Here is an 18,795-nt window from a genome sequence, read left to right on the forward strand (position 1 = left end):
ATAGTAAATAAGAAGACGGACAAGTCAAAGGGGTCGAAAATTTAATGCAACGAACTGATATTCTTAATCAATTTGAATCTGAAATGAAACTTCCGCATTTCTTAGATGCTATTAATTCAATGGGTGTAGGTTTAACTGTTGTTGATGCTACAAAAAGGGAACTACCACTTATTTATGTTAATCAAGGATTTGTTGAAATGACTGGCTATAATAAGGAAGAAGTTTTAAATAAAAATTGTCGATTCTTACAAGGAAATAGTACAGACCAAAAAGAAGTAGATAAAGTAAGAGATGCTATTAAGGAAGCAGAAGCAACTGGTGTAGTTTTAAAAAACTATCGCAAGGATGGCAGCTATTTCTGGAATCAATTTATTATCAGTCCTGTCCATGATACGGAAGGTAAATTAACTTATTTTATTGGATTACAGTTTGATGTTACTGAAGAGATTGAAGAAAAGAATTACTCCAATAAGAAAATGAAAGAGTTGTCTAACTTTGATCGTGTAACAGGATTAATGAACTTAGATTTTTTTAAGAAGCGTATTCAACAAATTATTAATCAAGATAAAAAAGGTAGCCTGTTACGTATCAATTTACATCGTTTTCGTAATGTAAATAATACATACGGAGAAGCCTTGAGTGATAACATTTTATTGCAAGTAGCAGAGCGGTTACGTCAAGTATGTACATTAACGCCGATATGTCGTAGTTTTGCTGATGATTTTGTTATTTTGTATTCGAATGAGCTATCCTTAGAAGATATATTGACGGAATTGGAGCAAAAACTAAGTCGTCCTTATTTATTACAAGGAGAAGAGATTCAACTAGATTATAGTATTGGAATAAGCCAATTCCCAGAGAATGGACAGGATGTAGAAAGTTTGCTTACATTTGCTTCTCTTGCAATGAAACAAGCTAAACAGTTCACAACGCGTAGTTATGCTTATTTTAATCTGCAATTATCAGAACAGTTAGCAGAACGGATGAGGTTGGAAAAAAGATTTCAACACGCATTAGAAGAGAATGAATTTTCACTTCATTATCAGCCAAAGTATACGGTGGAATCGGAATTAAGAGGAATGGAAGCTTTAATTAGGTGGAGTGATCCAAAATTTGGCATGATTAGCCCTGCGAACTTCATTCCGATTGCAGAAGAAACAGGCTTTATTATTGAGCTTGGAGAATGGGTAATGTATACAGCTTGTGTTCAAAATAAAAAGTGGCAAGAAGAGGGGTTCGAAGCTATACCTGTATCAGTTAACGTTTCTGCCGTACAGTTTGTTCATCCGAAATTTGTTAATAAAGTGGAACAAACCTTAAATGAAACAGGCTTGTCGCCAGCTTCATTAGAATTAGAAATTACAGAAAGTCTATTAATTGACCCAGAGCATATCATTAGCAAACTGCATAAATTAAAAGCTTTAGGTATCTCGATCTCTATTGATGATTTTGGGACAGGGTATTCATCGATAAATTATTTAAAAGATTTTCCAGTTGATACTTTAAAGATCGATCGTTCTTTTATTATTAATGTTCCGGAGAACAAACGGGATGCCGCATTGTTACATTCCATTATGCAACTAGGTAAATCATTAGGACTAACTGTTTTAATTGAAGGTGTAGAAACCAAGGAACAATTGCAATTTTTTAAAGAACATGACGGTGACCTGATTCAAGGATATTATTTTAGTAAACCATTGCCAGTAGATGCTATGACCAAAAAGTTAATCGGTAAATAAACAGAAATACTAGTCACATAACTTTTTAGCCAAAATAAGTACTAATCCGTCGCTTTTTAAGTTTAGCGTGTGAAACATCCATAGACTCTGACAAAACGTTCCATGCATCAGAATAATCATCAACTGAGACATAAACCGCCATGTTGATTTTCGCTTCGGACAGTCGCTTTCCGCGGGCAAGTCTTTTCGATGGGTCGAGTAATCGCAGACCCAACGCTTCAACTTCCTCGGAAGCAAAAAGCACTTCCTGCGGGATTTTCAGCTGTTGCTTTTCCCGCAGGAGTCGACTGTCCTACGCTACAATCAATTAGCATAACGTGAACAGCTATTGTCATAAGCACAATTAAAATTCCTGAACAGTAGACGATGTATCAGTTTTATCGCCTATCCAGCGGAGCAATTGAAATGGGTGAGACTCCAGTGGGAACAGCGCGGGCTGAAGATCCACTCGGAAAGCGAATTATGCTTATCCGAGTTAGTTGAAGCCGTGCCTACGGAAAGCGATCCCATTTTAATTGTGGAGCGAGTATGGAATCTACGTCGCAGTTTCTATCAAGTTAGCAAGATGAAACGTAATGATGCTAACGAAAGTAGTTTGAAGTCAACTTCACCTTTAGATTGCGAAATTTCGCGTGTTTATCAAGACTTAAATGCCTTCACTCGCTAAAGTTAAGTTAGTTATAAAGGGTTAATGTCATCTGTTTGAATAATAGCGTTATTATTAGTGAGATTTTGATCTGGATTTGGTACAAGTCTTAATATAATCATACCTACAATGAATAATAAGATAAGACTAAACACACCCAAGTTTGAACGTCCTGTTATTTGCGTTGTTATACCGACTAGCAATGGACCAGTAATGGATGCGAATTTACCAAAGATATTATAAAAACCAAAGAATTCATTAGCTTGATGCTTTGGTACGAGTTTTGCGAAATATGCACGACTTATAGCCTGAATACCACCTTGTGATGTTGCAACAAGCATTGCTAAAATCCAAAAGTCAACAATTGTTTCTAAAAAGAACGCATAGATGCAAACTACCATATATACGCCGATTCCAGCATACAACATCTTTTTTCCTTTAAAGATTTCAGATAGTCTTCCATATAAAATGGAAAACGGTGCCGCAACTACTTGGGTAACAAATAATACAATTAAGAGACTTGTGGTATTCAATCCTAGGTCGGTTCCATATGCAGTAGACATGGAAATGATCGTACCAACCCCATCAATATAAAAGAAATAAGCAAGTAAGAATAAAAATACGGCTCGGTATTTCTTAACCTCTTTAAAGGTGCCACTAAGTCGTTTAAAACTATTTCTAATAATGTGTGGTTCAGGTTTGATCGCATAGCGTTGCTTTACATTTCTTAATAAGGGGATTGAGAATAGACCCCACCAAGCTGCAGTTATTAAAAACGCTATTCGACTTGCTGTAATACTAGATATGGGTAAAACTTCTTGCTGTGCCAATAGAATAATGACGATACTTAATAAAAATGGTATGGCACTACCTATGTAGCCTAAACCATAACCGCGTGCAGAAACTCGATTCATGCGCTTGTCTGTTGTAACATCAACTAAAAATGCGTCATAAAAAATGTTTGCACCCGTTGATCCAATCGAAGCTACTAAATAACAAATTAAGAGCAATAGCCAATTATCACTAGGGATAAAAGCAAGTGTTGCGGTGGCTGTAATACCTAAGCTGAAAAAGAAGGTGAAAAACCGTTTTTTATATCCTTGGTAATCCGCAATTGTCCCTAAAATTGGGGCAATCATAGCTAGAATAAATGTGAAAATAGAAATGGTATAGCCAAGATAAGCAGTTGAATTTGGCCCTGAAACACCAGCTTCCGTCGCAGCTGCTTTATAAAAGATAGGAAAAACAGCTGTTGTAATAACAATAGAATAAGCAGAATTAGCCCAATCATAAAATACCCAGCTTGATTCCCTTTTAGAGAACTTCCTCATTTATACCTCCACCTTTTATCATTAATAACTAAATCTCATGTTACGCAATAAAATACATGCTGTCTCAATTATTTTGAAAAGTTTGGACTAAATTTACAATTATAGAGGTTTAGTTTCATTGTGTAAGTGAAATAGAAAAAATAGGTGATAATAAATGACAATAAAAGTAAAACGCGTATATGAAACTATCAGAAAAGATGATGGGAAAAGAATATTAGTTGATCGTGTTTGGCCTAGAGGTATCTCCAAGGAAAATTTACAGTTGGATAATTGGTTGAAAGAACTAGCGCCGTCAACGTCATTAAGGAAATGGTTCCAACATGATCCTGATAAGTATCAAACGTTTAAACAAAAATATCAAACAGAGTTAAAAGAAGACTCAGAGAAACAAGAAGCATTAAAGGAACTAAAAGACGTTATTCGTTCAAATGATAATGTGACACTTTTGTATGCAGCCAAGGATGAACAGCATAACCAAGCGTTAGTATTAAAGGAAGAATTAGAGAATATTAATTAGTAATTGTTTATTTTGTGAGTAGTAGGGTAACGGATGGTATAGATTATAAATAGAAACTCAAACAAAATTAGAAAGGATGATCAAAATGTTTAAATCCTTACAAGCTTATTTTAAGACTGAAAATGATGCAGAAAGCGTTCATGCAAAGTTAAACAATAAAGTTAATGTGCGCAATGTAATGATCGATGAGGTTTCCGATGGTTTGAAAAATAAAGTAGTTGTACCATTGGTAGCTGCAAGTGGGGGACAATCTTCTACAACTCCTAGTAGTTCTCCTTATCCAATTCCTGCACTTGGTGATGGTCTTTTAAAACCAGGTCAGACAGAACATAAAACAGTGTTAGAGTGTGAGGTTGCAGAAGAAGATTTTGGAGAAGCGTTAATAATATTACAAGAAAATGAAGCTCATGTAGATAAAAATGCATTTGAATAATACTAGTAATGAACTTTACTTATAAGTGATTTATCTCACAACCTCCTAAACAAAAGTGCGTTATGTTCTTTATATACACTTTATTAGGAGGTTATTTTATGCAAGCATTTCAAATAAATGACACACCTGCAGAAATCGTTAAGACTTTCCCGCAAGCAAGTGATATTTTTAAAAAAGAGCAAATTAATTTTTGTTGTGAGGGAGATATGCCACTTAAAGAAGTATTAGTAGATAAAGAAGTGGATGTTGAGAACCTTCTTCAATCTATAAATCAAGCGTATAATAGTTGGAAAGAAGCGGGGAACGTAGTGACAGATTGGAATCAAGTATCAAGCACAGCCTTAGTTGAACATATTCTAGAACATCACCACGATTATTTGCACAAGGAATTAGAGCCACTTAGTCAATTTGTAACCAAAATATATCGGGTGCATGGTAAAAGTCATACACATCTTAAAGAGCTACATATTTTATATCACACATTTATGTCAGACATAGAGTCACATCTATTTGAAGAAGAAACGACGTTATTTCCACTCATACTTCAATACGAAGAAACCAAAGATTCAGAAACGGCAATTCTCATTCAAGAACTGTCGGATAAGATGCAAAATGAACATCAACTAATCGGTGATTTATTAAAGGAAATGTATGCTGTTACTAATGGATTTGTTCTACCAGAAGGTTCGTGTAATTCATATCGAATGACATATGCTCGCTTAGCGGAGTTAGAGGCAAATACATTTGAGCATATTCATCTAGAAAATAATATATTATTTAAAAGATAAACCAAGGACATCAACAAAAATTGTTGATGTCCTTTTAATTTTTTATTGACTAACATGTATATACAAGATATAATGAAAGCGTAATCAGATAACATGTATATACAAGTTATCTTGTCCTTATTGTATAAGTCATTTATTTAGATATAAACTAAAATTAATCTTCGTAAAAGAAGAAAGGGGTCAACACAATGGGTAAATACACTGATTCAGCCAAAGCTTTACTAGAGTACGTTGGTGGTAGTGATAATATTTCAGTTGTCACACACTGTGCAACACGTATGCGTTTTGTTTTAAATGATAACGAGAAGGCGGATACAGATAAAATTGAAGAAATAGATCTAGTTAAAGGTACGTTTACGAACGCAGGTCAATTCCAAGTCATTATTGGAAATGAAGTATCCACTTTTTATCAAGAATTCTCTAAAATTGCTGGTGTAGGTGATACATCAAAAGATGATGCGAAAGTTGCGGCAAAACAAAATATGAATTTCATCCAACGAATGATTTCGCATCTTGCAGATATTTTCACGCCATTAATTCCGGCTTTGGTAGTTGGTGGTTTAATATTAGGTTTTCGTAATGTAATTGGTGATATTCCGAACTTTGGACCAAATGGTGATCAAGCACTAATCGAACTATCACAATTTTGGGCAGGGACACATTCTTTTTTATGGTTAATAGGTGAAGCGATATTTCATTTCTTACCAGTTGGTATAGTTTGGGCGGTTACACGCAAAATGGGTACAACACAAATTCTAGGTATTGTGCTTGGGCTTACGCTTGTATCGCCACAGTTATTAAATGCTTATGGTGTAGCGGGAGCGGGATCAACAGATATCCCATTTTGGGATTTTGGTTTCGCCACAGTTAATATGATTGGATACCAAGCACAAGTTATTCCTGCGATTTTAGCTGGTTTTGTGTTAGCTTATCTTGAAATTGGCTTAAGGAAGGTTATTCCAAATGTTATTTCGATGATATTTGTTCCGTTTTTCGCATTATTACCAGCAGTTCTAATTGCGCATGTCGTACTTGGACCTATTGGATGGGAAATCGGTGCATGGATTTCTGATATCGTTTATAGTGGGTTAACTTCAGCATTTGGTTGGTTATTTGCAGCAGTGTTTGGTTTTGCCTATGCACCACTGGTTATAACAGGTTTACACCATATGACAAATGCAATAGACTTACAACTAATGAGTGAGTTTAATGGAACGAATTTATGGCCGATGATCGCGTTATCTAATATTGCGCAAGGTTCAGCAGTAGTTGCAATGATTATCATTAACCGTAATGATGAAAAAGAAAAGCAGGTTTCAATTCCTGCGGCTATCTCCTGTTACTTAGGAGTTACAGAGCCTGCGATGTTCGGTATTAATCTAAAATATGGATTCCCGTTTTTGGCAGCGATGATTGGTTCTGCGATTGCAGCAATTATTTCAGTTGGTAGTGGTGTCATGGCAAACTCGATTGGTGTTGGTGGTATACCAGGTTTTCTATCAATCCAAGCTGCACATTGGCTAATGTTTTTTGTAGCAATGGCAGTAGCAATTGTAGTCCCATTATTCTTAACAATGCTTTTCTCAAAAATGAAAATGGGTCAAAATGCATTTCAACGCTTAGGGAAAAAATAATAAATAGACAGCATAGCGACTATGAACGTATAGTTGCTATGCTGTCCTATCTATAAATCAAAGAAGGTGAGCACAAAATGACGCAATGGTGGAAAAAAGCGGTGGTTTATCAAATTTATCCGAAGAGTTTTAATGACACAACAGCTAATGGTAAAGGTGATTTACAAGGGATTATTGAGAAGCTAGATTACTTATATAAATTAGGGGTCGATGTACTGTGGCTCACTCCAATTTATGACTCCCCACAGAATGATAATGGCTACGATATAAGTGATTACTATACTATCTATAAAGAATATGGCACAATGCAAGACTTTGATCAGTTATTAGAAGAAGCACATAAGCGGGATATGAAGATTATTATGGATATTGTGGTCAACCATACTTCTACAGAACATCAATGGTTTAAACAAGCAGCTTCCTCAAAAAATAATCCATATCGAGACTTTTATATTTGGAAAGATGGAATAAATAGTAAAGAGCCAACAAACTGGCAATCTAAATTTGGTGGGCCGGCATGGGAATATGATACAACAACGGGTCAATATTTTTTGCACTTATTCGATAAAACACAAGCTGATCTGAATTGGGAAAATGAAATAGTCCGCGATACAATCTATCAAATGATGGATTTTTGGTTAGAAAAAGGTGTGGACGGCTTCCGGTTAGATGTTATTAATTTAATTTCAAAGAATCAAGCATTTCCTAATGATGACGGCTCGGTTGCGCCTGGTGATGGTAGAAAGTTTTATACGGATGGACCTAAGATTCATGACTATTTACAGGAAATGAATGCACAAGTTTTTTCGGAATATAACATAATGACAGTTGGAGAAATGTCATCAACTTCGATAGATAATTGTATTAAATATACCAACCCTGAACGTCAAGAACTAGATATGACTTTTAACTTTCATCATCTAAAAGTGGATTATCCTAATGGTAAGAAATGGACAAATGCACGATTTGATTTTCAGAAACTGAAACAAATTCTTTCTGAGTGGCAGACAAAGATGCATCAAGGTGGTGGATGGAATGCGCTGTTTTGGTGTAATCATGACCAGCCACGAGTTGTCTCGCGTTTTGGAGATGATGTAATGTATCACAAAGAATCAGCCAAAATGCTAGCTACAACAATCCATATGATGCAAGGTACACCTTATATATATCAAGGTGAGGAATTTGGTATGACGAATCCGGCGTTTGACCGAATAGAAGATTATCGAGATGTCGAATCGCTAAACATGTATAAAATGAAGAAAGAAGAAGGTTTTAAAGACTCAGAGATTATTGCTATTCTCAAACAAAAGTCACGTGATAATTCAAGGACGCCTGTACAATGGAATGATAAGCCGTATGCTGGCTTTACTGCAGATGTTCCTTGGATTAATGTAGCGGATAACTATTCCACCATCAATGCAGAAGCGGCACTTGAGGATCAAGATTCTATCTTTTATCATTACCAAAAGCTCATTCAGCTTCGAAAAGAATATGATATCATTGTTGAAGGTGATTATCAGTTGATTTTAGATGACCATCATGCTATTTTTGCTTATATACGTAATAATGGAAATGAAAAATTATTAGTGCTTAATAATTTTTATGGAGAAGAATCTGACTTCGAATTAACGGGTAATTTAGAACTGGATATAATGGAGTCTACCATTTTGCTTTCAAATTATCGCGATTCTTCAACGGATTTTCGATCTGGAAAACTTCGTCCATATGAGTCCATTGTATATTATTTAAATATGTAGGCAGATAAGGACGTAGGTAGTATGACGAATAAATATTTAGTGATTTATAATGAAATTGTAACGCAGATCGATAATGGTACATGGCAAGATGACCAGTTGTTACCATCGGAGCATGAATTAAAAGAACAATATGAAACATCCCGAGAAACAATTCGAAAAGCGCTCAATCTATTATCACAAAACGGCTACATTCAAAAAGTAAGAGGAAAAGGCTCCTTAGTAATTCCGAGGAATAAATATGATTTTCCTGTCTCTGGATTAGTTAGTTTTAAAGAGTTGACTAACAAGATGGATAATAAAGTGAAAACAATCGTTCATGATGTATCACTATCAACGCCTAATGAATATTTAAAAAAACAGCTACACGTATCAAATAAAGATCAGGCTTGGCAAGTGATACGAGTTAGAGACCTTGCTGGTGATAAGGTGATTTTAGATAAGGATTATTTTAATGAAAAGTATGTTCCGCACTTATCAAAGGAAATATGTGAGGATTCCATCTATTCTTATCTAGAAGGGGAAGTGGGTTTGACGATTAGTTTTGCTAAAAAGGAAATAACAGTTGATGAGCCGACTGGAGAAGATCGTGAATTGCTTGATTTGGATGGTTTTCATAATATTGTTGTGATTAAAAATTATGTTTATTTAGATGATGCAAGTTTATTTCAATATACAGAATCACGTCATCGACCAGATCGCTTTCGTTTTGTTGATTTTGCGAGAAGGAACCATTGACGTTAATAATTGTACTCGTTAAAAGAACCGATATCAATTGATATCGGTTCTTTTAACGAGAGATTATTGATGCCATTTTTCATAAATGGTTGAATCAACTGAACGTAAGTGTAAATCTCGTTGTGGAAACGGGATTTCGATTTGGTGTGCTTTTAGTATATGATGGATCCGAAAATTAACATTTGTTTTGACCCGGACAATGTCATTTGGATTAGAAATCCAAATGAATAATTCAAAATCTAATGATGAGTCACCAAATCCAGTAAAATAAACAAAAGGTAAAGGATCTAATAAGACAGATTCTGTTGAAGATGATTCATCATTTGCCACTTGGATGAGTAAATCACGGACTAGTTCTGGATCAGATCCATAAGCAACACCAATTGGAATCACAAGACGCATCGTTGGATCGCTATAAGAGCGATTAATAACATGTTCTTCTAAGAAATAAGAGTTAGGAACAATAATATGCTCGTTATCAATTGATTTAATAATGGTAGCACGCATGTTGATTTGTTCAATATCACCAATAATGTCATTTACAATGACACGATCCCCAACTTTAATTGGACGTTCAAATAATAAAATAATACCTGAAATGAAATTAGATGTAATATTTTGAAGTCCAAAACCAATACCAACACCTAAAACACTTGCGAAAACAGTTAATGCACTAAGGTTGATGCCAACTGTAGAAATGCTGATCATAACAGCAATAATCATAATCATGTAGTGAGAAACACGATTAAAAGTAAATTGAATACCTCGGTCAAGTTGATAACGATCGTAAATACGTGGCATGAATAAACTAGTTAACACTTTTGAAATCTGGTAAGCAAACGATAAAATTAAGAATATTATTAAGAATAAAGATAACGTAATGTTAGTTGATCCTAATTGATAGAATGATTTTAACATCCAACTGGTTTCACCGAAATAAAAGAATAGAAACAAAAGAATACAATAAAAAGTAATCCAGTTTAAAAAATAGCGAATCGCTTGGTTACGCTCTGGATAGTCTGTCCCTTTTTTTGTTGCTATCCACAAGATAAGTAGACGTGTGAATAATATTAATGCCAATACGGAAGCAACGATAACCAGTTGACCAACGATAAAATAGTTCTGTAAAAAATCAATAATATTTTGCATATGCATCACCTAACCATTTTGAAGAATAGATACATTTTATCATAAATCTAGAAATGCCACCTATATTATAAACAAAAGTGGTATAATAAGCGTATATAGAAATGTGTGTAAACGCTTATTATAGAGAGGGTTTTTAATATGCGCAATGTCATGAAAATAATGAAGCCGTTCGATGTTATTATCATCGTTATTTTAATAGCAATATCATTTATTCCATTGACTGTTTTTTCAATGTCAAAGACAGTAAATGAAGGAGATCAAGTTGTCGCAGCAATCATTCAAGATGGTGAAGTAATACAAGAAATAACATTGACTGGTCATGAAGGTAATGACCAATTTATCATAGAAGGAAAAGGAAATCAGTATAATTTAATAGAAGTTAATGGTGAAGAGATTCGTATTAAAGAAGATAATAGTCCTGATCAAGTTGGAGTAAAGATGGGTTGGAAGAGTGAACCAGGAGAAACGATTATTTGTCTTCCACACAAGTTACTGATAGAAATCAGGTCAGAAGGTTCAGATACAGAAAGTGAAGAAATTATTTCTTATTAACGCAACTTTCAAAGTGTGAAACAGGTATTAAAGTCAACTTCGCGCTTCTTTCATAAGCACCATTACGTTTCATCATACGAACTTGAGAGAAACTACGACGTAACATTCTTATCACAAACAAAAATCTATTACTGTAGATACGCTACGCAAGCAAATGGTCTCCCTTTCCAAGTTAGCTGAAGCCGTGCCTGCGGAAAGGGAGTCAATTTTACTTGAGAAGCGGGTCAGGTAATTCTGTTACGTCGCAGTTGATGGTGTTTCGTACTAAACGAAAACTTTTAAATAGTAGGCTTTTAAAAAACTTTCAAGCGATATAATAGCTGTACGAAAAATTAGAATAGTCAACAATTAGTGCTTATTTTTTGGTGAGAAAGTTTAGTTATTAAATAGTTGAATTTATAAAAACCAAGTGAATTCTCTTGGTTTTTATAATACATAGAAATAAACACTTAGAAAATGGGCTAATGTTCCAAGTAAAATAAAAATATGGAATATCTCGTGAAAACCCATGTATTTAGATGCTAAAAATTTAGGTTCTGTTGCATAAATAATGCCACCGACAGTATAAATAATACCACCAAAAATTAATAAAAACATACCGGTAGGATCGATAGAAGAGGATAGTGGCGTAGCAACGAAAATGATCATCCATCCCATCACTATATAAAGACTGGTAGAGAGCCACCTTGGACAATCAAACCAAACCATCTTAAAGATAACCCCACTTACTGCAATCACTGTAATAATGCCAAATAATAACCAACCTATTGTTCCTTGTAAAGCGATTAAGCAAAATGGTGTATATGTTCCTGCAATTAAAATGAATATCATCGAATGATCAAGTTTTCTTAACCAAGCTATTACATTATCTTTAGCGATAACCATATGATAAGTTGCTGAAGTCGCATATAACAAAATCATACTAATCCCAAAAATAATTACTGCTGTGATAGCTATAGGGGATCCGGTTGTTGCAGTGGCTTTAATAACCATGGCCAGTAAAGCTATAAAGGAAAGAATAGCACCTGCTAAATGAGTGAATCCATTTATTGGTTCGCGAATATATTGTTTCAAAATAAACACTCCTATTACAACATATAGTTTTAAATACTACATACTATAATAATCATATATTGTAATCTCGTCAAGATTTACGTAGCGGGTATACTAAGCTATAATGGAACGAAATACCACCGCTAAAAGTTGAGGTTTTGATATGGAAAACATAGATAAAATTATCGAAGAACTCGAATTAAATAATAAAATAAACCGAGAAGACATTCCATCGATTGACTTGTATATGGATCAAGTTACGCAGTTGTTTGAGAATACCTTTTCTAAAAGTAAGCGTAATGAGGAGGAAAAAGTATTAACCAAAACAATGATTAATAACTATGCAAAGGCCAAGTTACTATTCCCAATTAAAAATAAAAAGTATAGTAAAGAACATATTATGCTTATTCATTTAATATACCAGTTAAAAGGAACACTCTCGATCAATGATATTAAAGTCGTCTTATCAGATTTAAATGATAAAGTAGACTTAGATCAAACTGACTTGGAATTGATATATGATCACTATATTAACTTATATGATAAAAATGTTGATGACTTTAAAGTAGACGCTAACAAACTTTCAACTGACGTGAAGAAAGAAGCGGATGACTTTGATAAAGAAGATCAAGCTTATATTGAACAAGTATTATTAATTGTAGCGCTTGTTAACAGAAGTAATATGTATCGAAAACTAGCTGAGAAATTAGTTGATCAAATTCCTGAATTATTTAATGAAGAAGAAAAAGATGAATAAAAATGTTAGCGCAGACTTCTTGTCTGTGCTTTTTTAAATCTAATGATTGGAAGGAGTATTTTGGAATGATATCGAATTAAGTATGACAAGACGGACTGCTGTACAACAATTAAGCTAGCAGTTTATCAAAGTTAGTTAAATAAGCTAAAATACATTTTCCATATTAGATAGAATAACTAGTGACAAAAGATTGGAAAAGTATTAGTATAACGTTAAGTTAAAAAACATAACAATTAATGTTAGATAATATAACGTAACGAAATCCATTAGCTATAAAAGGAACGCCTTTATATAATGGCGTTTTTTCATAGCCTTTTATCATCTTTAATTTTCTGAATAATATAATAAAAACAACTACTGCAGGAAGGAGAGTGCTACTATGCGTGATATACATGATGTTTTAGATGTGATCACTTTAAAGCAAGAACAAGTCTCAGTGTTAGCTACGATCATTGATGTTAAAGGCTCGGCATATAAGAAGGAAGGTGCAATGATGCTCTTTACTGAAGATGGAAGTCAGGTAGGTATGCTTAGCGCTGGATGTTTGGAAGAAGACTTAGCAGCTAGAATAGAGTTGCAAAACTATCAAGTCAAAACTGAAGTTATCACGTATGATATGCGCAATGCTGATGAATGGAGTTGGGGTGAGGGGTCTGGATGTAACGGTGTTATTACCATTCTAATTGAACCAGTAACTCCAAACATGAGATATCATTTTTTGGAATTAAACAGCGTGTTGCAAGAAGGTTCCGCTGTCACTATGTTTAAATCTATTCCTAGTGATGCAAATTTTCATGATGCTGTAATTTTTCAAGGGGAAACTGGTCATGTGTTCGGAGATTCTTCTGAAGAATTAAAAAATGAATTTGCTCAGTATATAAAGCAGTCTAATCAAAAAGGGAATGGGATAAAAAAATCTGGTTATTATGTTCATCATTTCCAACCAAAACCGCGTTTAATTATTTATGGTGCTGGTAGAGATGCTGAACCCTTGGTTGAATTTGCTAGTAAAACTGGTTTTGCTGTCACTGTTGCTGATTGGCGTCCAGCTCGCTGTAAAAAACAAGTCTTCCCAACTGCGGAACGAATAATATTGGGGTTTCCGGAAGAGGTAATGGAAGCAATTGATATTAATGAAAATGACTTTGTTATTTTGATGTCGCATAGCTTTAGAAAAGATAAAGAAATCATTCAACAACTTTTTGAAAAAAGGCTTCGTTATTTCGGGATATTAGGTTCAGTTAAACGTACAAAAAGGCTATTTGCAGGAAAAGAAATCCCTTCAACCATTACAAGTCCGATTGGGTTATCAATTGAAGCTGAAGGCCCAGAGGAAATTGCGATTAGTGTGGTTGCTGAATTAGTAAAGTTAGTAAAGAAGCCGTTGGATAAGAAGGTGAGAGCTTCATGACGGGTGAAATATTTGGCGTTTTACTAGCTGCTGGAAAAAGTAGAAGAATGGGACAAAATAAATTAAACCTTCTGTTTCAGGAAGATACGATTGGTAGTCATGCCTTAGATACAGCGATTCATTCAAATCTAGATCACGTGTTGGTTATGACAAAACCTGGCGATTCCCTCGAATGGATCGATGATCGTTTCTTCAGAGGTTATGAACAAACAAGGTGGTCGCGAATTACAACAGATCAAGCTTCAAAAGGGCAGGCGTTCACGGTCCGAGCTGGAATACAAACTTGTCGGAAATATGGTGCTCGTGCGGCGATGATTTTATTGGGAGATCAGCCACTCGTATCGGTAGATATACTCAATCAATTAATTCGAAGTTATGAGGAGAAGAATATGCCGATTGTCGCTGCTTCTTATCAAGAACGACCGCAACCTCCGATTCTTTTTGATGCTTCACAATACGAGTTATTAATGGATCTAAAAGGTGATCAAGGTGCGAGGGCGATTCTTCGCGGTAAGGAAAATCCACAAATGAAAGTGATTAATTTTCAAGATAGATATTGTTTTCATGATATAGATACAGAAGGTGATTATGCATGGTTAATGCGAACGCAAATATAAATGGGAAGCAATCAGATGGACTTGGCCCAAGTAGTCGAATTTGGCAACCAGATACGATAAAAGAGGCATGGGAAATCAAACAAACTTATCAAGAAAAAGCACAATATATTGCTGCTGGTACGTTAATTCAATTACAACGGGAGCAAGGGACACCATTAAAGTCTAATCTAATTCGTTTGGATCACTTTGGAAGTTTACAAGGATGTAAGTGGATTACTGAGAATAACGCAGTGAAATTAGAAATTGGTGCGCTTACAACTCTAAAACAATTGCAAATGAATAATGATACACTAGATTACTTTGAAATTTTAGTAGAGTCTGCTGGAGAAGTGGCTTCACCTGCAGTAAGAAATAGAGCAACGATTGGAGGGAATGTCGCTTATCGAGTCGGTGATACAATACCAGCCCTTTTAGCTTTAGGTGCACAAGTGCGGTGGTTTGATGATGGAGAAGTTTATGTAGACGATCTTTCTGTTTATTTAGATTTACAAAGTGAGCAAGATACTGCTTTGCTAATGGCCATTTTATTGCCACAGTCACAAGTGTCAGCTCAATCGTATACATTTTACCAAAAAGTAGGAAGAAGAGAATCGTTTATTCCTTCTCTAGTAACGGTTGCCTTATCTATCGGATTAAGTTTAGAGGGTAGAGTGGAATATATATATATAGCAGCCGGTGGTGGTGCCACAAAACCAATAAGATTAACCGCTGTCGAAGCAATAGTCACGCAGAATATGCTAGATACCCAGTTGCTAGGCACTGTTCATCAAAAGATACAAGATGTATTTAAACCTGTCTCAGACCCGTTTGTTTCACCAGAATATCGAAAGATCGTTGTTGCAAATTTGATTGTTTCGGAACTGGAGAAGTTAATCGATCTGCAAAGGGAGGATAACGAATGATTGAGAAGGAATCTTATAAAAGTAAAAAAAGAATTCGACCAGATGGAAAAGGGAAAGTCACTGGAAAATTGCAATACTTAACAGATTTGTCGTTCCCAGGTATGTTATATGGAAAAATACTACGTAGCAAATATCCACATGCAAGAATACTAGCTATTGATACAAAACGTGCGGAACAACTTTCTGGGGTAAAAGCGGTTGTGACGCATAAAGATATTCAAGGATTAAATGGATATGGTATTGTGACGCCTGATCAACCGGTTCTATGTTCAGAGTTCGTTCGTTATGTTGGAGATGCGATTGCAACTGTAGCTGCTACATCTCTTGAAATTGCAGAATATGCTTTGACGTTGATTGAAGTAACGTATGAAGAACTTCCCATACTTGATGATCCCGAAAAAGCATTGTCTAAAGAATCACCAAAACTGCATCCGGATGGCAATCTACTGCATCGTGCGGGATATAAAAAAGGTGATGTAACAGAAGGATTCGAAACATGTGAATTTATTGTTGAAGAGACTTATAATGTACCGCGCCAAATGCATGCCTATATGGAAACGGAGGGTGGCGTTGTAGTCCCAGAAGATGATGGAAAACTTAGCATTTATATGGGGACGCAACATGGTTATAAAGACCGTTTTCAATTAGCACGTATTTTAGCAATGAAAGAGGAGGATATACGAGTTGTATCCAGTCCGATGGGCGGTTCCTTTGGTGGAAAAGATGAATTGAATGTACAACCGTATGGTGCATTATTAGCGATCGCTACTGGTTGTCCTGTGAAGATACATCAAACAAGACAAGAATCTGTTATTTCTGGAATAAAAAGACACCCAATGCGAATAAAGATGAAGACGGGTGTCGACAAAACTGGAAAACTAGTAGCCCATCAAGTAGATATTTTAGCGGATACTGGTGCTTATTCAACTCTAGGCCCCGCTATTTTAGACTTTGCTGTTGAACATGCAGCAGGACCGTATATGATAGATCACATAGAAACAAACGGATTATCAGTTTTCACAAATAACGGAGTGGCTGGTGAATTTAGAGGGTTTGGTGGTAATCAAATTACCTTTGCGTTGGAGGGCCAACTTGACCGATTAGCAGACAAAGTCGGCCTTGAGCCATTAGAGATTCGACAACTTAATATTAGAAATAAGACAGACCTCGGACCGATGGGTCATCGTATAGTGGCAACTAACGGTATGGCAGATACCCTGCAATCGATAAAAAAACATTTGGAGAAAAAAAGGGCTGTAGCTAATTTCCCGGAAAATAAGTGGAAAGTAAGAGGAATGGGAACTGCCATCGTGATGCATGGAGGCGGCTTAGGTTATGGTCGATTAGATCCAGCTGGTGGGAGAATACGATTAAATAAAGAAGGTAAAATTGAAATAGCATTTGGTTTTGAAGAGGCTGGACAAGGGATTTTGAGTGTTATTGAAACAGTTGTAACAGAAGAACTAGGTTGTAAAGTTGATGATTTAAAGATCGTAATTGGGGATACAAACTTAGTTCCCTCTTCAGGGTCAACTACAGCATCACGTGGAACGAGTATGGTATGGACGGCTATCCGCAAAATGAAACCAGCTTTTCAAGAAAAGATCCTGCGTTTAGTTAGTGAAATAAAGAATGTTCCTGTTGAGCAATTGTGCTTAGGTCATGGAGGTGTTTTTGATACGAGTGGAAATTGCATCATGACGTATCAAGAAGCTGTTTTACAAGCGCCAACAGAAGAGTTTGTTGTTACGACTAATTTTGACTTTCCCACAACGCCTGATCCAGTAGATGGTGGACATTACCTATATACGTTTGGAGCAACTTTTGCTCAAGTTGAAATTGATCTTTTAACCGGAAAGGTCAAAATGATTGATCTAGACCAATCAATTGCGGCAGGTCCTGTTGTTAGTCAAATGGGATATGTCGGACAAATTGAGGGTGGAGGAGTAATGGCATTAGGTTATTCATTAATGGAAGATGCGATTATAGATAAAGGGCATTATGTAACGAAAAACTTAGATAGCTACTTAATTCCGAGTATTGAAGATGTTCCTTTTTCTATGGAAACGACAGCTATTGAAAATTTAGAAAAAGGGGATGCTTACGGTCCTCGTGGAGTTGGAGAAATAGGTACGGTGGCAGTTGCGCCAGCCATTGCACAGGCAATTCATAATGCAATAGGCTACAGGGTTAATCGCTTACCAGTCTCTTCTGAAGAAATTTTATTTGCAGCACATAAAAGGAGTGAAACCGAATGGGAACAAGTGAACGTATAAGAGAAAAAGAGAATCGTGCTGTTTCTATTTCTGTGACAGTAAATGGTGAACATAAGCAGGTTGACGTGGATCCAACCATTCGGTTAGTTGATATACTTCGTGATGAATGGAATTTAACTGGAACGAAAATTTCTTGTGGGATAGGACGTTGTGGTGCTTGTTCGGTTATGATAAATGGCGCCTTAGTCAATTCGTGTTTAGTGATGGCTTATCAAGTCGATGAAGCTATTATTACGACAGTTGAAGGCTTAAGTACCCAAGAGGATATCGATCCAGTTCAACAGGCATTTTTAGAAGAGGGTGGTTACCAATGTGGTTATTGCACACCTGGTATGGTAATGGCTGTAAAGGCATTGCTCCAGGAGACACCTAATCCAACCGAAACACAAATTAAAACAGCGTTATCCGGTAACTTATGTCGTTGTACAGGTTATGGCGGGATTATTCGTGCAGTACAAAGAGTGGTTGCTCAAACGTAAGTAACTACAAGGTGGAAGG

At 35.7% G+C, this 18,795-nt stretch carries 17 protein-coding genes; 14 read left to right on the forward strand and 3 right to left on the reverse strand.

The window, feature by feature from the left end; genetic code table 11:
• Positions 1-44 precede the first annotated feature (44 nt).
• Positions 45-1,739 (forward strand): bifunctional diguanylate cyclase/phosphodiesterase, encoded by a 1,695-nt coding sequence (locus tag D2K62_RS05365; RefSeq protein WP_232824073.1) that lies wholly within the window; start codon positions 45-47, stop codon positions 1,737-1,739.
• A 678-nt stretch (positions 1,740-2,417) separates the two neighbouring features.
• Here D2K62_RS05365 and D2K62_RS05370 read toward each other — a convergent pair.
• Positions 2,418-3,716 (reverse strand): MFS transporter, encoded by a 1,299-nt coding sequence (locus D2K62_RS05370; protein ID WP_112182408.1) that lies wholly within the window; start codon positions 3,714-3,716, stop codon positions 2,418-2,420.
• A 154-nt stretch (positions 3,717-3,870) separates the two neighbouring features.
• On the opposite strand from D2K62_RS05370, the gene D2K62_RS05375 reads away from it, so the two are divergent.
• The 6 genes from D2K62_RS05375 (at position 3,871) to treR (ending at position 9,580) form a co-directional block, all read left to right on the forward strand.
• Complete coding sequence (locus D2K62_RS05375) at positions 3,871-4,233, forward strand: DUF488 domain-containing protein (protein WP_112182407.1); 363 nt, start codon at positions 3,871-3,873, stop codon at positions 4,231-4,233.
• A gap of 85 nt (positions 4,234-4,318) precedes the next feature.
• Complete coding sequence (locus D2K62_RS05380) at positions 4,319-4,666, forward strand: hypothetical protein (protein ID WP_112182406.1); 348 nt, start codon at positions 4,319-4,321, stop codon at positions 4,664-4,666.
• Between the two features lie 98 nt (positions 4,667-4,764).
• A complete protein-coding gene (gene ric / locus D2K62_RS05385; RefSeq protein WP_117161062.1) occupies positions 4,765-5,454 on the forward strand; it encodes an iron-sulfur cluster repair di-iron protein in 690 nt (229 codons plus the stop codon).
• A 188-nt stretch (positions 5,455-5,642) separates the two neighbouring features.
• Positions 5,643-7,088, forward strand: a complete 1,446-nt coding sequence (gene treP / locus D2K62_RS05390; RefSeq protein ID WP_112182404.1) for a PTS system trehalose-specific EIIBC component — start codon at positions 5,643-5,645, stop codon at positions 7,086-7,088.
• Between the two features lie 77 nt (positions 7,089-7,165).
• On the forward strand, positions 7,166-8,845 hold the full coding sequence (treC, locus tag D2K62_RS05395; RefSeq protein ID WP_112182403.1) for an alpha,alpha-phosphotrehalase: 1,680 nt from the start codon (positions 7,166-7,168) through the stop codon (positions 8,843-8,845).
• A 21-nt stretch (positions 8,846-8,866) separates the two neighbouring features.
• A complete protein-coding gene (gene treR, locus D2K62_RS05400; RefSeq protein WP_112182402.1) occupies positions 8,867-9,580 on the forward strand; it encodes a trehalose operon repressor in 714 nt (237 codons plus the stop codon).
• A gap of 63 nt (positions 9,581-9,643) precedes the next feature.
• Here the strand turns inward: treR and D2K62_RS05405 are convergent, their stop codons facing one another.
• Complete coding sequence (locus D2K62_RS05405) at positions 9,644-10,729, reverse strand: mechanosensitive ion channel family protein (protein WP_232824071.1); 1,086 nt, start codon at positions 10,727-10,729, stop codon at positions 9,644-9,646.
• Between the two features lie 138 nt (positions 10,730-10,867).
• Here D2K62_RS05405 and D2K62_RS05410 point away from each other — a divergent pair, with 138 nt between their 5' ends.
• Complete coding sequence (locus tag D2K62_RS05410) at positions 10,868-11,281, forward strand: NusG domain II-containing protein (protein ID WP_112182401.1); 414 nt, start codon at positions 10,868-10,870, stop codon at positions 11,279-11,281.
• 426 nt (positions 11,282-11,707) lie between these two features.
• Here the strand turns inward: D2K62_RS05410 and trhA are convergent, their stop codons facing one another.
• Positions 11,708-12,355, reverse strand: coding sequence for a PAQR family membrane homeostasis protein TrhA (trhA, locus tag D2K62_RS05415; RefSeq protein ID WP_112182400.1), 648 nt, complete (start codon positions 12,353-12,355; stop codon positions 11,708-11,710).
• Positions 12,356-12,497: 142 nt separating this feature from the next.
• Here trhA and D2K62_RS05420 point away from each other — a divergent pair, with 142 nt between their 5' ends.
• The 6 genes from D2K62_RS05420 to D2K62_RS05445 all read left to right on the forward strand — a co-directional run bounded on the left by D2K62_RS05420 (position 12,498) and on the right by D2K62_RS05445 (position 18,776).
• Entirely contained in the window at positions 12,498-13,091 is a 594-nt protein-coding gene (locus D2K62_RS05420) for a DUF1836 domain-containing protein (RefSeq protein WP_112182399.1), read from the forward strand.
• A 379-nt stretch (positions 13,092-13,470) separates the two neighbouring features.
• Positions 13,471-14,502 (forward strand): XdhC family protein, encoded by a 1,032-nt coding sequence (locus D2K62_RS05425; protein ID WP_112182398.1) that lies wholly within the window; start codon positions 13,471-13,473, stop codon positions 14,500-14,502.
• Positions 14,499-15,119: a nucleotidyltransferase family protein gene (locus D2K62_RS05430; RefSeq protein ID WP_112182397.1), complete on the forward strand. Its 621-nt coding sequence runs from the start codon at positions 14,499-14,501 to the stop codon at positions 15,117-15,119. Before D2K62_RS05425 ends, D2K62_RS05430 begins: the two co-directional genes overlap by 4 nt.
• A complete protein-coding gene (locus D2K62_RS05435; protein WP_112182396.1) occupies positions 15,095-16,021 on the forward strand; it encodes an FAD binding domain-containing protein in 927 nt (308 codons plus the stop codon). The genes D2K62_RS05430 and D2K62_RS05435 overlap by 25 nt, the downstream gene beginning before the upstream one ends.
• Positions 16,018-18,297: a xanthine dehydrogenase subunit D gene (gene pucD, locus D2K62_RS05440; RefSeq protein WP_112182395.1), complete on the forward strand. Its 2,280-nt coding sequence runs from the start codon at positions 16,018-16,020 to the stop codon at positions 18,295-18,297. The genes D2K62_RS05435 and pucD overlap by 4 nt, the downstream gene beginning before the upstream one ends.
• Positions 18,276-18,776 carry a (2Fe-2S)-binding protein gene (locus tag D2K62_RS05445; RefSeq protein WP_112182394.1) on the forward strand — a complete coding sequence of 167 codons (501 nt, stop codon included), beginning with the start codon at positions 18,276-18,278 and terminating at the stop codon, positions 18,774-18,776. Before pucD ends, D2K62_RS05445 begins: the two co-directional genes overlap by 22 nt.
• The last annotated feature ends 19 nt before the right edge of the window (positions 18,777-18,795 follow it).

The organism is Paraliobacillus sp. X-1268 (assembly GCF_003426095.1).
In the GTDB taxonomy this organism is placed as follows: Bacteria; Bacillota; Bacilli; order Bacillales; family Amphibacillaceae; genus Paraliobacillus_A; species Paraliobacillus_A zengyii.